At 45.8% G+C, this 15,389-nt stretch carries 11 protein-coding genes, 1 tRNA gene and 1 riboswitch; of the genes, 4 read left to right on the plus strand and 8 right to left on the minus strand.

Translation table 11 applies throughout. The features are described 5' to 3' along the window. Nucleotides 1–73 precede the first annotated feature (73 nt). Both JOJ89_RS16995 and JOJ89_RS17000 read left to right on the plus strand, forming a co-directional pair. A complete protein-coding gene (locus JOJ89_RS16995) occupies nt 74–1,723 on the plus strand; it encodes an AMP-binding protein (RefSeq protein ID WP_029566111.1) in 1,650 nt (549 codons plus the stop codon). Nucleotides 1,724–1,779: 56 nt separating this feature from the next. Beyond that, complete coding sequence (locus tag JOJ89_RS17000) at nt 1,780–2,268, plus strand: DinB family protein (protein WP_029566112.1); 489 nt, start codon at nt 1,780–1,782, stop codon at nt 2,266–2,268. Nucleotides 2,269–2,349: 81 nt separating this feature from the next. Here the strand turns inward: JOJ89_RS17000 and JOJ89_RS17005 are convergent, their stop codons facing one another. Further along, nucleotides 2,350–2,721 carry a hypothetical protein gene (locus JOJ89_RS17005; protein WP_029566113.1) on the minus strand — a complete coding sequence of 124 codons (372 nt, stop codon included), beginning with the start codon at nt 2,719–2,721 and terminating at the stop codon, nt 2,350–2,352. Nucleotides 2,722–2,896: 175 nt separating this feature from the next. Here JOJ89_RS17005 and JOJ89_RS17010 point away from each other — a divergent pair, with 175 nt between their 5' ends. Both JOJ89_RS17010 and JOJ89_RS17015 read left to right on the plus strand, forming a co-directional pair. Continuing rightward, nucleotides 2,897–3,409 (plus strand): hypothetical protein, encoded by a 513-nt coding sequence (locus tag JOJ89_RS17010; protein WP_029566114.1) that lies wholly within the window; start codon nt 2,897–2,899, stop codon nt 3,407–3,409. Nucleotides 3,410–3,516: 107 nt separating this feature from the next. After that, a tRNA-Ala gene (locus JOJ89_RS17015) sits at nt 3,517–3,589 on the plus strand. Between the two features lie 108 nt (nt 3,590–3,697). On the opposite strand, the gene JOJ89_RS17020 is transcribed toward JOJ89_RS17015, so the two are convergent. The 7 genes from JOJ89_RS17020 to JOJ89_RS17050 all read right to left on the minus strand — a co-directional run bounded on the left by JOJ89_RS17020 (nt 3,698) and on the right by JOJ89_RS17050 (nt 15,369). Continuing rightward, on the minus strand, nt 3,698–5,401 hold the full coding sequence (locus JOJ89_RS17020) for a methyl-accepting chemotaxis protein (protein WP_203288571.1): 1,704 nt from the start codon (nt 5,399–5,401) through the stop codon (nt 3,698–3,700). A gap of 67 nt (nt 5,402–5,468) precedes the next feature. Continuing rightward, nucleotides 5,469–5,552, minus strand: a riboswitch (cyclic di-GMP riboswitch). Between the two features lie 174 nt (nt 5,553–5,726). Further along, the gene (locus JOJ89_RS17025; protein WP_029566117.1) at nt 5,727–6,809 is read right to left on the minus strand and encodes a peptidyl-alpha-hydroxyglycine alpha-amidating lyase family protein; all 1,083 of its coding nucleotides are present in this window, start codon (nt 6,807–6,809) and stop codon (nt 5,727–5,729) included. A 164-nt stretch (nt 6,810–6,973) separates the two neighbouring features. Next, a complete protein-coding gene (locus JOJ89_RS17030) occupies nt 6,974–7,324 on the minus strand; it encodes a YjgN family protein (RefSeq protein WP_203288573.1) in 351 nt (116 codons plus the stop codon). A 187-nt stretch (nt 7,325–7,511) separates the two neighbouring features. Further along, nucleotides 7,512–11,189 (minus strand): GH32 C-terminal domain-containing protein, encoded by a 3,678-nt coding sequence (locus tag JOJ89_RS17035; RefSeq protein WP_203288575.1) that lies wholly within the window; start codon nt 11,187–11,189, stop codon nt 7,512–7,514. A gap of 65 nt (nt 11,190–11,254) precedes the next feature. Beyond that, a complete protein-coding gene (locus JOJ89_RS17040; protein WP_203290370.1) occupies nt 11,255–12,238 on the minus strand; it encodes a carbohydrate kinase family protein in 984 nt (327 codons plus the stop codon). Then, nucleotides 12,238–13,701 carry a glycoside hydrolase family 32 protein gene (locus tag JOJ89_RS17045; RefSeq protein WP_203288577.1) on the minus strand — a complete coding sequence of 488 codons (1,464 nt, stop codon included), beginning with the start codon at nt 13,699–13,701 and terminating at the stop codon, nt 12,238–12,240. Before JOJ89_RS17045 ends, JOJ89_RS17040 begins: the two co-directional genes overlap by 1 nt. A 63-nt stretch (nt 13,702–13,764) precedes the next feature. Next, nucleotides 13,765–15,369, minus strand: a complete 1,605-nt coding sequence (locus JOJ89_RS17050; RefSeq protein WP_203288579.1) for an ABC transporter substrate-binding protein — start codon at nt 15,367–15,369, stop codon at nt 13,765–13,767. Nucleotides 15,370–15,389: the final 20 nt, after the last annotated feature.

Raw genomic sequence — 15,389 nt, forward strand, 5'->3', positions numbered from 1 at the left:
GAATAATATTTTCAAAACTTTCAAAAAATAGTTATAATGAAAGCGTAACCATTTTAATGTTCCGGGAGGTCCTATGCAATCACTTAAAAACAAAACCATCGGCCAATTATTGAAAGACACTGTTTCTGCATACGGAAATAGAGATGCAGTCGTCTATTCAAAGGAAAACATCCGCTATACCTATGATGAGTTCTATCGCGAGACAACTAATCTCGCAAAAGCGTTAATCGGACTCGGCGTAAAAAAAGGCGAAAACATTGCCATATGGGCTACGAATGTTCCTGAATGGCTCCTCCTTCAGTTTGCATCTGCCCGCATTGGGGCCGTGCTTGTCACTGTCAACACCAGCTATCAAAGCAGTGAACTCAAGTATTTGCTGCAGCAGTCAGACTCTGCCGCTCTCTTTCTGATTGACGGCTATAAAGGAACATCTTACGTTGACCTTGTCCGCTCCATCACGACTGAAACCTCTTCAGAAAACAGCTCACAGCCTGCACTCCCTTACTTGAAGAATCTCATTTACATAGGACAGAATGAAGCACCGGAGGGAATGCTCAGCTGGAACGACCTTCTCCTCCGCGGCATGAAAGTGACCGATGAAGAACTTGCAGAACGCGAGAGCCTGCTCACACCTGAAGGCGTTATAAATATGCAGTATACGTCAGGTACAACCGGTTTTCCTAAAGGCGTCATGCTGACGCACCATAATATCGTCAACAACGGGTTTTTGGTGGCAAGTTCGATGAATTTGACCCATGAAGACCGCCTGTGTATTCCTGTCCCGTTTTTCCACTGCTTCGGCTGCGTTCTCGGCGTGCTTGCCTGCGTTTCGGTCGGGGCGGCTATGGTTCCGATTGTGGAATTCGATCCTGACCTTGTTCTTCAGACGGTCGAGAAAGAAAAATGCACCGGGCTGCATGGCGTGCCAACGATGTTTATCGCGGAGCTGAACTCTCCAAATTTCAAAAAATACGATCTCTCCACTTTAAGAACAGGCATTATGGCTGGCTCCACCTGTCCGATTGAAGTGATGAAAAAAGTAATGAACGACATGGGCATGTCTGAAATCACAATCGCCTACGGACAAACAGAAGCCTCACCCGTTATCACGCAGACGACTGTAACAGATTCCATTGAACGCAAAGTGGAAACGGTGGGCAAGGCACATCCGCATGTGGAAGTGAAAATTATTGATCCCGTTACAGGAGAAGAGGCGCCAAGAGGCGTGCAGGGCGAGCTTTGCACAAGAGGGTATCTTGTCATGAAAGGCTATTACAAAATGCCGGAGGCTACTGAGGAAGCTATCGATAAACAAGGCTGGCTTCATACCGGCGATTTGGCAACAATGGATGAGCACGGCTATATTGTCATCACCGGACGCCTAAAGGATATGATTATCCGCGGGGGCGAGAATGTCTATCCTCGTGAAATTGAAGAGTTCCTTTACCGTCACGAAGACATTATGGACGTTCAGGTGATTGGCGTTCCTGATGAAAAATATGGAGAAAGAGTGGCAGCCTGCATCGTTTTAAAAGAAGGCGCAGCACTTACTGCTGATGACGTAAAAGCCTTCTGCAGAGGACAGCTTTCCCATTATAAAATCCCTGAATACTACACCTTTGTCAAAGACTATCCAATGACCGCTTCAGGAAAAATCCAGAAATACAAACTCAGGGAGCAAGTGAAAAACGAATTGGCAAGGGAACTGTCTGAGAAAAGCTGAAAAGAGATTTCCTGCAGGCAAGTTTGATAGAATAACGGCAGAAGGGAGAGATCACCATGCTCGACTATACATTGAACGTAAGAGAAGAACTGATCAGAGAAACAGAACAAATGACAGATGAACAGCTGAACATGAAACCCTCAAAGGATGTCTGGAGCCCTGGACAGATTCTCGACCATCTGTATCTGATGGAAACCGTCATCACAGGCGGCCTCAAGCACGTATTGATGAACGGCGAGAAAAAAGAGGCCTCTGAAAAACCGCTCCAACTGGTCATTGACCGCTCACGTAAAGTGCCGGCACCTGAAAACCTGAAGCCGGCAGAAGGCCCATTTTCAAAAGAAGAGCTATTCTCAAAGCTTGACCGCTCGCGGCGTGAACTCATCAACTTTGCAGAAACAGCTCCTGAACAGGAACTTGAAGAAAAGGTGATGAAGCATCCGCATCTCGGAGACCTTTCCCTCAAGCAATGGATCGAATTCATCGGCTATCATGAAAAAAGACATCTCCTTCAGCTGCTCGAAGTGCGGAGTGCAGTTTCCTAAAAGAGAGACTTCTACAGAAACGCACCAAAAGCGCAGACACCGTCTGCGCTTTTTTTGTTCCTGATTATGTATTCAGGAGCCTCACCAGCAGTACCACTTCTTCCAGATTTCCCATGACTCTTTAGGAATTTGCGGGAAACAGTCTTCCCATTCTTTCTTCGTATACTTTTTCCAGCCCCATCCCCACCAGAACTTGGTCCAGCAATAATAATACTTGCCGTCATATTTGACGGTATTCGGCTGGTACTGATTCTGCTGACTGTTTCCATAGTCATAGTTCTTCGTCTTATCCCCGAAGAAATAAGAGAAAACCGAATCCAGCAACGAATCAAACGAGTTTTGCTGCGGCTGTGAGTAATTGTAGCCTGTTGCTGAAGCGTAAGTCGGAGCAAAAAGGGCAGAAATCATAACAAAAGCGATAACAGCATGTTTCCATCTTTTCAGGGTATTCACCTCCTTTACAAAGTTTTCCTGACACTAGTAGTTTACACGATAAGTTCTCAATAGAGAACAAAATAGTTTAATAAGACTATGTAAATTTTCATTCTTTTCACTCATAACAGCGCCAATCACAACCATTAATGGTATTATTTAATAGGTAGTACTTACATAAAAGGAGCTTGGAACTGTGAAAAAAGGACTTAAAATTGCAGCTGCAGCTGTCATGGTGCTGCTCTTGGCCGGGGTAATCGGCGTCTGGACAATGGTTTACCTGAAAGATTCCGGCAACGAGGATAAGCACTCGCCCGAACAACTCGCTGCTGAAACAAACAAGGAGCCCCAGCAAGTGCAGGATTATGGGGACACAGAAAATCCTGAATACGCTGATGCAGGTGCATTCATCAAAGAATTTCATGGGTTTTATAATCAAACAACCGGCTGGGAAAGAATCAATGATCTGAACATGCCAGACCAAATTGCCCGGGCTGAAGCAGCCAAGGCCTATGCCGGCCATTTCATTCCCCTGATAGAAGATTCCGCTTTAAAAGCAGATCTTGAAGCAATCACCATGCATGCCGACAGTGTCATCGCAGGAAACGCTGACACCGTCCTGACTCTTCATCGTTATTTTCATGATTTAGATATTGTAATAAATGGTTACGTACACGAGGATTTCTTTGGAGTCGTAGAAAGCGAATAAAAACAGTCAAAACTTTTTTCGTTTTGACTGTTTTTTCTATTGCAACATAGTGAATCACGGAGTATAATTTAGTATATCGCCAGGAACAACTGGCACTATTTTTATACGGGGCATTAGCTCAGCTGGGAGAGCGCTACGCTGGCAGCGTAGAGGTCATCGGTTCGATCCCGTTATGCTCCATATCTGGAAACCCTTGTGCAGCAAGGGTTTCTTTTTTATGCACTTTTTCACAAACACCGAAAAGGAAGCACTCTATGCGCTCCCTGCTTTTTCTATTCGATTCTTCTCTTAAAACTTAAACTTCTTCAATTCTTCCTGAAGCTCTCCCGCAATATGACTAAGGGAGGCAGCAGAAGCAGAAACTTCCTGCATGGCTGTCAATTGTTCTTTTGAGGACACTGCAGCGTTTTGCGAATTTGAGGATGTATCTGTTGCTGCGTTTGCAAGCGAATGGATTCTTTCGTTTACGTGCTTTGAGTCACCCGCCATTTTCTTTGCGGATCTTGAAACTTCTTCGATTTTTTCTGAGACCAGGTGAATGGAAGTGATGATATTTTTAAATGCATGTCCCGCTTCATTCATCGCATCGGTCCCTTTTTTCACTTCGCCTTCACCTTGTGCCATTGATGAGATCGCTGTACTTGCATCGTTTTGAATGTGGCCGATTAATTCATCTATTTGATCGGCTGATTCTTTCGACTGCTCGGCAAGCTTCCTTACTTCATCTGCAACAATGGCAAAGCCCCGTCCGTGTTCTCCTGCACGAGCAGCTTCAATCGCGGCGTTCAAAGATAACAGGTTTGTCTGCTCTGCAATCCCTGTAATCATCTCGGCTATTTTCCCGATTTCTTTTGAACGGTTTCCTAAATTAGATAAAAGGTGCGATGTCGTTGCAACAGATGTTTGGATGGCCCCCATTTGCTCAACGGCTTTGTCTACAAGAATATTACCGTCAGTAGCCTGTTTCGCTGCGGTCTGCGACTCTCTGGAAACATCTTCGGATGATTCGGCAATCTGGTAAACACCTTTCGCCATTTCTTCCATCGACCGCACAGATTCATTGGCACTTTCAGAAGATGTGTTGGCATCTTCGGCAATTCCCTGAATTGTGGCCGTTACTTGCATAGCAGAAGCTGACGAATGCTCTGCTGATGCATCGAGCTGCTGAGAGGCGGCCGCTACCTGTCCTGATGTGTCTGAGACTCGCTGCATAAACGCTTTTAAATTGACAGACATTGTATTTGAAGCCACAATGAGGCGGCCGATTTCATCCTGGGACTGCGCCTGAATAAGATCGCCTTTAAGGTCTCCTTTAGAGATGGTTTCGAGTCTGTCCACGATGAGGGCAGCAGCCTTTGAAATACCATTGGCATTCAAAAGACCAATAATGAGAGCTGCCGCAAAAGCGATCACAGAAGCAATAACAATGATTATTTTAGATTGGTTTGAAGACTCAATCGTTTCCGATGTCTGATCACTTGTAATTTTATTTTGTATTTTTACAACTTCTGCCCAAGCATCAATCGCTTCCTGACTGTACGGGAGACATTTCTCCTCCATCAGCTGCAGAGCTTTCTCTCGTTCTCCGCTGTCATATAGAGGGATAATTTCTTCAGTAACTAGCGTCCTCCATTTGATCGTCTTTTCATCCGCTTCCGAGAGAGCAGATTCCACTTCTTTTGAAATCTTTCCGTTTTGAATAGCCTTTTGCAATACTTTTTCGGTTTCGATCGCTTTTTCCGTTTCGTCTAAAAATTGCTTTTTGAACTCTTCCCTGTCAAATAAAATATAATCACGCGCAATTTTTGCCCTGTACGCCACGCTGAATGTCATCGAATTTGAAGATTCCAGAAACGCCAAATCATTTGCGGTGATTTCCTCTACATCATCAGAGATCCGGTTTATCGTCAGATAACTGAACACGGCAATGATGACCAATAATAGCAAAACAATCGCATAGCTCATTAAGATTTTCCATTTTATACTCTTCATTTTTTCCCCCTTTTACCTTCATGCTTACCCTTACTCAATGCTTTTTCTATTTCAGTCCATCAGTCCTGTCTGTGCTGGCCGGTTGCGCTACTTGCTCCCGATCGTTAAAGCGCCCAATTATAAACGATCAATCTCTGCATTCCATTCATTACTTTATACCTATATTATCGGACGTAAAAATCCTCTATTTAGCGGGCAGCGTGTAAAAGCATAAAAAATTCTGAAATTAGTTAAGGCAGTTTTGAACCTGATGGTAAAATTGAAAGCAAAAGGGGAGGACGGCTATAAGGTGCCGTCCCCAGTTAGAAGAAATAATCCGATGTTTCTAGTTAAACGACTTTCTCGAAAACTCTTGTAATCTTTTATTGCCAAGCTCAGCTACATACAAATTCCCGCTCTCATCAACAGCAATATCATGCGGAATTTTCATCTGGCCTTCTTTGCTGCCCCATGTGCCGAATCGCTCCAGTATTGTTCCTTGTTTGTCTAAGACAATGACCTGGCTTGTAAAGTTTTCTTCTGCGCCGTTCAGGGAATCACCGCCGTCAACAACGTAAATGTTTCCGTCACTGGCAGCTTCTACACCAAACGGCCTGCCGATCTCCGGCATGTCCCAGCGGTCAAGATACTGTCCATTTTTATCAAATACCTGTATGCGTGCATTGCTTCGGTCTGCGACATAGATTCTGCCTTCGCTGTCGCTGCTGATTCCGTGCGGCAGGTTGAATTCTCCCGGCTCGTCTCCATGCTGATTAATCTGCCATTCCAGTTTTCCTTCTTTATCAAATTTCGCTATTCTCCGGTTTCTGTAGCCGTCCGAAACAGCGAATGAGCCGTCATCCATGACTGTTACATCTGTAGGGCGCGCAAATGTGTATTCATCCATGAAAACAGGAAAGTTTGGAAGGAGATTTCGAATGCGGAGACTCCATTCCATACCCGTCCGGTACTCATTCCCGAATGATTGCATAAGCTTACCTTCCGGACTCAATTTAAAAACCTTATTTAAAGAAACGTCTGTCACCCAGATGTTATCCTCGCTGTCGATTTCAAGACCATGCGGAGATTTGAACATGCCTTCTCCCAGAGTTCTTTTAACTTTTTTTGTTTTTCCGTCCAAAACGACAATCGTTGGTTCTTTAATAACATCTTTTCCGCTGTACTCTCCGCTTGCTCTGTGAAAATAGTAAATATCTCCTTCAGAGTTAACCGCCACACCGCTTGCTTCACCAGCTGCGCTTTTCTCTTCAGGCGTTTTCGGCCAGAGAACTTCAGCTGAGTAAGTTTTTGTTTCCGGTATTTCAACCGGCTTTTCTTTAAAAATAACGTCTGATCCTCCCTGGCTGAACCATACGATTAATCCTGTGATGCTGAGTGCCGCCAAAAAGAACGAGTTCTTTTTATTCATTTGAAATATTCCTCCATATAAAATAGTAGTGCTTATCTCTTTGCACAGCCTATGATATCGCGGAATACAGCTTCCTGAAACGGACGCGGGATTGAACCGTTCTAAGACCTGAGTTGCAGAGAATAAAAAAACGCCCTCCTCATAAAGAGAAGAGCACTTTCATATTACTCAAATGACGTATGTTTTGTTTTCCATTTTTCCAGCGCAATAAACAGCCAAAAGGAATAGATTCCTAGAGTAATAATGCATAGGAACCACCATTTTATCCAATTGCCGAATAATCCTATTGCAGTTCCGTGAAATCTTAGACGCTTGCCGTTAATAACAGTATGCCGTGCCTTCCAGCTTAAAATCATAGTAATAGACCAAGGATAACAAATACCAAATGTACACACTGTTACTAGCAAACCAAGCAAAGACCAACCGATGTATTGAAACAGTCCGCCATCAAAATATGAGGCTTCTTTATGTGATGCTGCATTCACCGGCTGACTTACATAAGCTTCTGTACTCAAGACTTTACACCCCCTTCTTTTAGACTAGAATATTGTAACATAATAGGATATTATTTCCTTGTTAAATAAATTTTCTAACAAATGAATCTGCTTATGGCTTTATAAGATCTAATAAAAAAACGTGCAGAGAAGAGTTAAAACACGACTCCTCTGCACGATGCATTTTTAAAGTAAAGCTTCAGTAAGTTTACTTTATGCCGTTTCCTTCAAAGTTAATAAGCTCCCAATCCTGAAACTCCCCTCCCCCTGCATTCTGGATTTCTGCAATTGTTCCATCCTCGGGCCGGTTGTTCTTAACCCCCATTACTTTACCGCTGTTGACAGCACTGAAGCGGTAGGTTCCATCCCACTGGTCTGTAATTTTCCATTGCTGGTTGCCGTAGCCAAAATACTCCCATATTTGCACATCATCTCCGGCAGTGACTCCTGAAGCATCCAGCACAAATTTGCTGTCGCCTGCGTGAACTTTATAAGCCCCCGGTGCGGCATTTTCTATTTTCCATACATGTTCCCCGCCCGGCTGGAGTCTTGTTTTAGAGCCATTTCCCTTTCCTTCCGGTACAAGGAATTTCCCGCTTGTCTTCTCGGCGATTTTAAAGGAAGCGGTGCTCTCGATAATGGTTCTTCCGGCAATCTTCCCATTTGCAGCCGATGCAGTAATGATGCTTCGTCCGTGGCCTGTCATACGGATTTCTGCGCTGTCATCATCCGTTTTTTCGATTTTTGCTGCATCAGGGTTACTTGAATGCCATTTTAGTTTTTGATGCTTGCCTGTTACGGATGCAGAAAGCTTATGCACACCTCCAACCGGAAGGGTCATTTTTTGATGATCCATGACGACTTCGGCAGAACCCTCGCCTTCCTTCCAAATCCCTTTTAACGGGTATACATCAAGGGAAACAATTTTCACGCTCCCGCCTTTGGTGTAAAAACTCATGCCATCACTTGCTCCATCCGGAAAGATAACATTGGAGAAAACGGCCGCGCCGTCGTTTCCGAACACCTCAACAGAAGACTCATCCACAAAAATGTTTACTTTCACCCGTTTGTTCTCAGGTTCAGCACTGGTTTCATGATAAGTGGAGAACTTGTCAGAGAAACTGACATCTCCAGATTGAGACCGGTCAAAGAACATGATGCCTTCTGAAGCTTTGTAGCCTGCAACAGTATTTTGAGAGCCCGATTCTCTCAGCCCGAATCCGAATTCCGCCTTGCTGTTCTCAGGCAGTTCTATTTCTGCTTTGATTTCATACGATGTGGCTTTGATGTCCGCCAGCAGATTTGCATCTCCAGGCTTTACAGTCTTATCGCTCCAAGAGAAACCTGCGCCTCTTAACTGCTCCAGCTCTTCAACCGGTTTCTGGAACAATCTTACACCTTCTCCCGGCACCGTTTTGAGCGTCAGTTCACGCGGAATCGACATTTGCCCTCTCCACGGTGATGTCGGAAAAGCGAAGGGATAATCCCAGTTGCTCATCCAGCCGAGTGAGATTCTGCGCCCGTCCTCTTCCGGAATATCCGCAAACGACATCGCCGCATACATCTCCTTGCCGAACTCGTTTTTCAGCACTTTTCCAGCGGGATTATCGCTCTCGAAACGATTTCCGTCAAAGGTCCCCGTAAAATATTCCGAATCTGATCCGCCTGTTTTCGGATTGGCACCGGTACTGATGGACAGCACCCATTTCTTTTTGGACGGATCTCCGTCTACCGGCAGCTGAAAGAAATCCGGACATTCCCACACTCCCCCTCTGACGTAGTCCCCATAGCCAAATAATTCAATCATCTCCCAGGCCAGAAGGTTTTGAGAGGTAAAGAAACGGATATGATCTCCTCCGGATATGACCATCACCCACTGATTATGCTCCCCGTCCCAGACAACTTTCGGATCTCTGAAATCCCAGCCTTCTCCGCCATAGAATTCCCCTATATTCGGGATAATGGGATTTCCGTCATAAAATTCCCACGTCCGGCCTTTATCTTGGCTGTAGGCAACGCCGACTTTCTGATCTCCGTTGTGTTTTTCAGGATTAAAAGAGGTATAGAAGGCAATCAGTCCGGAACCTTCCTTATCAAATAATCCGGAGGCATTCGTTTTATCAACTACAGCAGACCCTGACCAGGCGTGCCCCATTTCATTCCAGGGAATAGCAATCGGGAGCCTTTTCCAGTGAACAAGGTCCGTGCTGACCGCATGTGCCCACTTTCCGCCGTCCTGATGAAAAAGATGATACTCTCCCTCATAGTAAACAAGGCCATTTGGATCGCTTGCATAGCCCCTTGCCTGTGTAAAGTGATACTGCGGTCGGTAAAGCTCAGAATAATACGTGTCATGCTGTTCTCCGTATACATGCTGGAAAAAGGCTGTGCCGTTGTATACATTTAATCCATATTTTCCGCTTGAATAGGCTGAGTCTGTTACGGAAATAGTCGGATCAGCATATCCGTCAAAATAAATCTTCAAATGATCTCCCGCTGCATGAACCTCAACATGATAGAGTTTACCAGGCTCTAAATCCCTGTCCGCTATGCCAAGGGTACGGTCTCCTTTCAAATCAAGCAGACGAATTTGATTCAGATTGGGATCCAATGTCAGCATATAGCCTTCACTGGCATCCGGTTTTCCTCTGAAAATAAGACCAGCCGTACCGAATGGAGTTTGGGAATCTATTTTCAAATCGGCTTCAAGAACAAAATCATCCCCTTCTGTTTCAGCGATACGGAAGGCATTTTCTTCTGGCGGGCTCGTTCCTCCAACACCTTCAAGATGAGGAGCCCATTCTCCATTGACCGGCTGCCATCCCTCAAGGTTGGACTGAAGATCACTCAGGTGACTATTTTGAAAGACGGCATGTCCGCCGGCATGAAAGCCCAAAAATCCATTTGAATATGAATCATCTTCAGCATCTATAACCGGCTTTCCTGCGTTTTGCCAAAATACCTGCAGGGAAGAGCCCTCTGCTTTGACCTTTACGTGATAAAGCGTTCCATGGTCAATCGTTACCTGTTTTTCCTCAAGAATCTTTTTCTTCTGAACGTCTATAAGCTGCAGCCTATTTTTTTCGGCATCAGCCTTTACCTGATAGGCTTTTGTGCCGGTTTTGTCTGATCTGATAAGCAGGGAGGCGGCTGCATGTTTATCCTTTATGAGCAAATCCGATTCAAAGGTGAAATCTTTAGAAGAAACCGATGAAACGGAAGAGAGGTCCTCTCCCTGTCCCGGTAATGCTTCCAGCCCGTCGGGTCCAGCCTGCCACTTTCCTTTTTTCATTGAGAGGCCCGTCAGGTTTGTCCGTATTTCGTGCAGCTTCACTTTGCTGAAAAGTATATTTCCGTTCTCTGCCTGAAATCCTGCATAGCCCTTTGAAAAGCGGTAGTCAGTAACCTCCAGAACGGTTCTCCCGTTTACGGAAACTGTTATGCACGGGCCATCTGCCACTGTTTTAACGTTAATAGCTGCTGAATGTTTTAGTTTTAGCGGAACAGTTCTTAACGCGCGGCCTTGATTCAGCGTTCCAAGTGATACGGTTTCTTTTTTTGCATCAAGGCTCACTTTATACCCTTCTGTCCCTGTTTCATTTGCTCGCAGAACAAGGGATGCTGCACTTTTTTTCTCAAGCTTCACTGTTGCTTCATACTCAAGATAACCGGACGTTTCTGAATCTGATAAAAGGAGAGCCGGCTGTTTTGCCGCACTTCCACTTAGCGATCCGTCTGAATTCTTTGTCCAGCTTCCTGACAAAGCTGAGTATCCGAAAATGGCTGTATTCCTCTCGGTCGCTGCCCCTTTGAACTCCTGTAAGGAAAAAGCAGAAAATAGCAAAGCAGCTGCTGCTGCCAGTTTGAGAAGTGTTCTTTTTTTCATTTTATCCATCCCCTCTCTGCAACTATTAAGCGCTTACATTACTTCCTTTAAAAAACGGGACGTAATTATCTAATCCCGTTAGCTGCTGATAATCTTTTGACGGTTTCAATTGAAGGCATTGCAGCAATGGCTCCAATCTTTGTACAGACCGCGGCTCCAGCCAGATTGCTGAAGGCCGTCATTCTTTTTACTGCTGCCATGTCAGAAGCCGCTTCCCTCGGATTCCCCCCGTCTGCAAGCTGATAAAGAAACGCTCCGACAAAGGCGTCTCCGGCACCCGTGGAATCGACCGACTTCACTTTAATACTTGAAACAGCGGCTCTTTCTTTCCGGTTCGAAACTACGGTTCCTGCACTTCCTAATGTAACGGCAATCAGCCCGCTGCAGGACTTGTGCAGTGCATCGAGGCCTGCCTGAATACTTTCTTCCCCTGAAATCAGCGCCAATTCCTCTCCGCTCATTTTGATAAAGTCAGCGAGTTTCAAGGCCTCTTGAACAAGATTGATAAACAGGGTTTCTCTTCCTTTCCACAAATCTTGTCTGTAGTTTGGATCGAACGAAATGAATTTCCCCCCGCCCTTTGCTTTTCCCATCAAATCCAAGTACATGGAACGCAGCGGTTCTTCCAGCAGGGCTGTCGCCGAACCAAAATGGTGGATTGACGCCTGATTCCACTTTTCTTCATTTATATCGCGCTCCGTTAAAAAACCATCTGCGCCTCTATTGAAAAGAAAGTCCCGTTCACCATTTTTTTGAAGTGATACAAAGGCAAGCGTCGTTTTATGATCAGGATCAAAAACAAGCATGGATGTATCTGCGCCTGCATCATCCAGCGTTTTCTTCAGAAACTGTCCGAACGGATCATTCCCGGCTTTGCCGCAAAAGGAAGCCCTGCCGCCAAGCTTGGCAATTGCGGCACAGACATTTGCTGGTGCTCCTCCTGCCTGCTTTTCAAACTTCCTTCCTTCTGCAAGATGGATGTCCGGTTCCGTGCAGTAAAAATCGATCAGCCCTTCTCCGATGCAAATGACAGACCTGTCCACATCCATCACTCCTTCCGCTTCCAGATGGAAGAGAGTTCATGCAGCTCGAGTGATTTGACATGTACCCTTCCGCCCCTCGACGCCAAGCGCAGCACACTTTCCTCCGGCTGAGGAAAAATCAGGCCCGTTATGGCGCATTCACCGTCATTGCCGAATAGCTCAATGGAGGATGAATCCAGCAGCAGCTGCAGGCGGATCGAACGATTCTTCATCTTTAGCGGCGCCTCCTGAACGGCAGGGAAAGACGCTGAAAAGTCAGACTCTCCGGAGTGCGTTCTGTCTGCTGAAAGGATTTCAGACTGCGGGTCATAATAGATGATCGTTCTGTCTGCTTCTGAATGAAGGATCATCAGCTCCAGCCCGGCATCCCCCTCAAACTCAGCCTCCAGGTTCAGTTCCATTAAAGAACCTTTCAATGGAATCACTGCGTGTTTTTCTGCGGACACAAAAAGATCGTGACAGGTTTCTCCCGCTTTTCTAAGGACCTGTATTTCCGGGACCGGTTTCTGGATAAGATGAAGGCCGTCTGCACCTGCTGATAGTGACAGCTCCCTCGGGAACGTCATAGCGCCGCGCCATTCTCCTGTCGGCACTTGATTGGCATACCGCCAGTTGCTCATCCACCCCATATATATGCGGCGGTCAGGAAGGTCTGAGAAGCTTACGCCTGCATAGTTGTCTCTGCCGTGATCAAGCCACAGCACCTCATCTTTTTCCCGGTCATTCACAAAGGTTTCTCCGTCAAAGTCACCGGTAAAATACTGAGTTCTCGACCCCTCTGTGTAATCACCTGTATCACCCAGACTGACGAGCATGACCCATTTCTCCTTCCCTTCGCCTGAAGGAAGCGGAAAGAGGTCAGGGCACTCCCAAAAGCCCGCGTGTGATCCTTCTGCAAATTCACTCGCAAACTGCCAGTCTATTAAGTTTTCCGACTTATAAATGGTCGCACTTTGTCCTGTGGCAAGAATCATAATCCAGCGCTGCGTATCCATATGCCAGAACACCTTCGGATCCCGGTAATCGGTCTTCGATTCATCCGTAAGAACGGGATTGCCGCTGTATTTTGTCCAAGTCCGCCCTTTATCGCTGCTGAATGCAAGGCATTGCCGCTGACGGGCTCTGTCTGTGCCCGGATAGGTGTCATGGCTCGTATAAACGGCAACAAGCCCCGGTTCATCATCGAAAAAACCGGTTGAGTTTTTCCAGTCAACAACTGCGCTTCCAGAGAAGATAGCTCCGTGTTCATCAGGATACAGGGCCAGGGGCAGATGCTCCCATTGAATCAGATCCCTGCTCACGGCATGCCCCCAGTGCATGGGACCCCAAACTGTGCTGTAAGGATGATACTGATAAAACAAATGATATTCGCCTTCAAAATACACCATTCCGTTAGGATCATTCATCCACTTCTCCTTCGGTGAAAAGTGAAACTGCGGGCGGTATTTTTCTGATAGAATCGTCTTCACTTAAAAAACTCCCTTTTCATAGAATAAGAGGCTGCTGATGATTAAGCAGCCCCTGCAGTCCGGTTATTGCTGGTTGCGGTCATAGCCTGTCTGCTTAATTTCAAGCCACTCCTGCAGTCCCAGACGGTCAAGCTCGGCCAGATATTCCTTCCATTCTGACTCTGCTTTTCCATTTGTCATCCATTCTGCTCGTTTTCTATTGATATAAGCAAACAGATCGGCTTCAATAGATGATAGTTTATCAAGCTCTTCAAGCGAGAAGAAAACCTTCGGATACGTGTTTTCAGCTTTCATATGCGGGACCATGACCTCTTTCATTAAGTCCAGTCTCCATGCGGCATCATCCGGCTTCGTTGTCACAGAGCCATAGTATTCATCCAAAATGGCAAGCGGCCCGTTAATGCTGGTTTTCTGACGGACTTCAACCGGAGCAGCTCCCTCAAGAGGCAGATGCTTCAGCATATTCGCAGCTTCGTCATATTCAAAGATGTTTTGCTGCTTATCATCCCCGTATGTTCCCCAGTTGTTCTGGACAGACTGCAGCGGGTCGTAGAGCTGGTCGATCCACTTCGCAGTCAGTTCAAGGTTTTTATTTGAACTTGTGATGACCATTCTTCCTCTGTCAAAGCCCATCCCGTTTGTTCTCGCAACGTTCACATTTCCATCAGGTCCTGCCACCGGAGGCATAAGATCATATTTCTCGTTCATGCCTGTGATATTTGCTTTATCCCATGTAAAATACATGCCGTAGCGCTCATCTTTTCCTTTCGCTAGATACGTATTCCAGTCATGCTCAAACGCTTCAACATCGATCAGCCCTTCTTTATAGAGGTCACTGAAATACATAATGGCATCTTTATATCCTTCTTCTGCAGCTGTCAGTATCACTTTACCTTCGTTGCTTACAACCGTGTGATCCCAGTTGTCTCCAAGTCCGAATGCCCCGAACAAGAAGGCCGGATCCTCCCCGCCGTGATTGATGATAAAGGACATAGGAATTTCATCCGCTTTGCCGTTGCCGTTTGGATCCTGCGTTTTAAAGGCAATCAATACCTTTTTCAGCTCTTCTGTCGTCTTCGGCATCTCCAGTCCAAGCTTGTTCAGCCATTCTTTATTGATCCACGGGAAATCATCGACCGAGTGAATGTTTTCTTTCCCGGTGCCAAGCTCTTCAATCCAAGGAAATGCATAAATGTGGCCGTCAGGAGCGGTCATCATCGCTTTGTATTCAGGCGATGAATCAAGCACTTTCTTCAGATTCGGCATATGCTTTTCAATTAACTCTTCAACAGGAATAATGGCCCCGTCTTTGGCTAGCTTCAGCAGGTCATAATCGCCGTAGCCCGCATCCATGATCGCATCCGGCAAATCGCCGCTTGCCATGGCAAGGTTTCTTTTTTCTGCAAAAACATCGTTCGTATAGTTCTTCCACTGAATCTGAACACCCGTTTTTTCTTCCAGACGCTTATAAATCAGTTTTTCATTTGGATCCTTCGGCGCAAGGGGAGAGCTTTGCGTGATAAACTTCAGCTTCACCTCTTCCTTCAGCGGGAAAGAAATATCCTTTAATTCATAGTCCTCAGAGGATGCGACATTTTTGCTTGTGCACCCGGATAATAATAGAGCGGCAATTGCCGCTGCCCCTGCAGCTTTTTTAACGTGTTTCATGACCATTTCCCCCTGTGTTT

It is taken from the genome of Metabacillus sp. cB07 (assembly GCF_016839225.1).
Taxonomy (GTDB): domain Bacteria; phylum Bacillota; class Bacilli; order Bacillales; family Bacillaceae; genus Bacillus_P; species Bacillus_P indicus.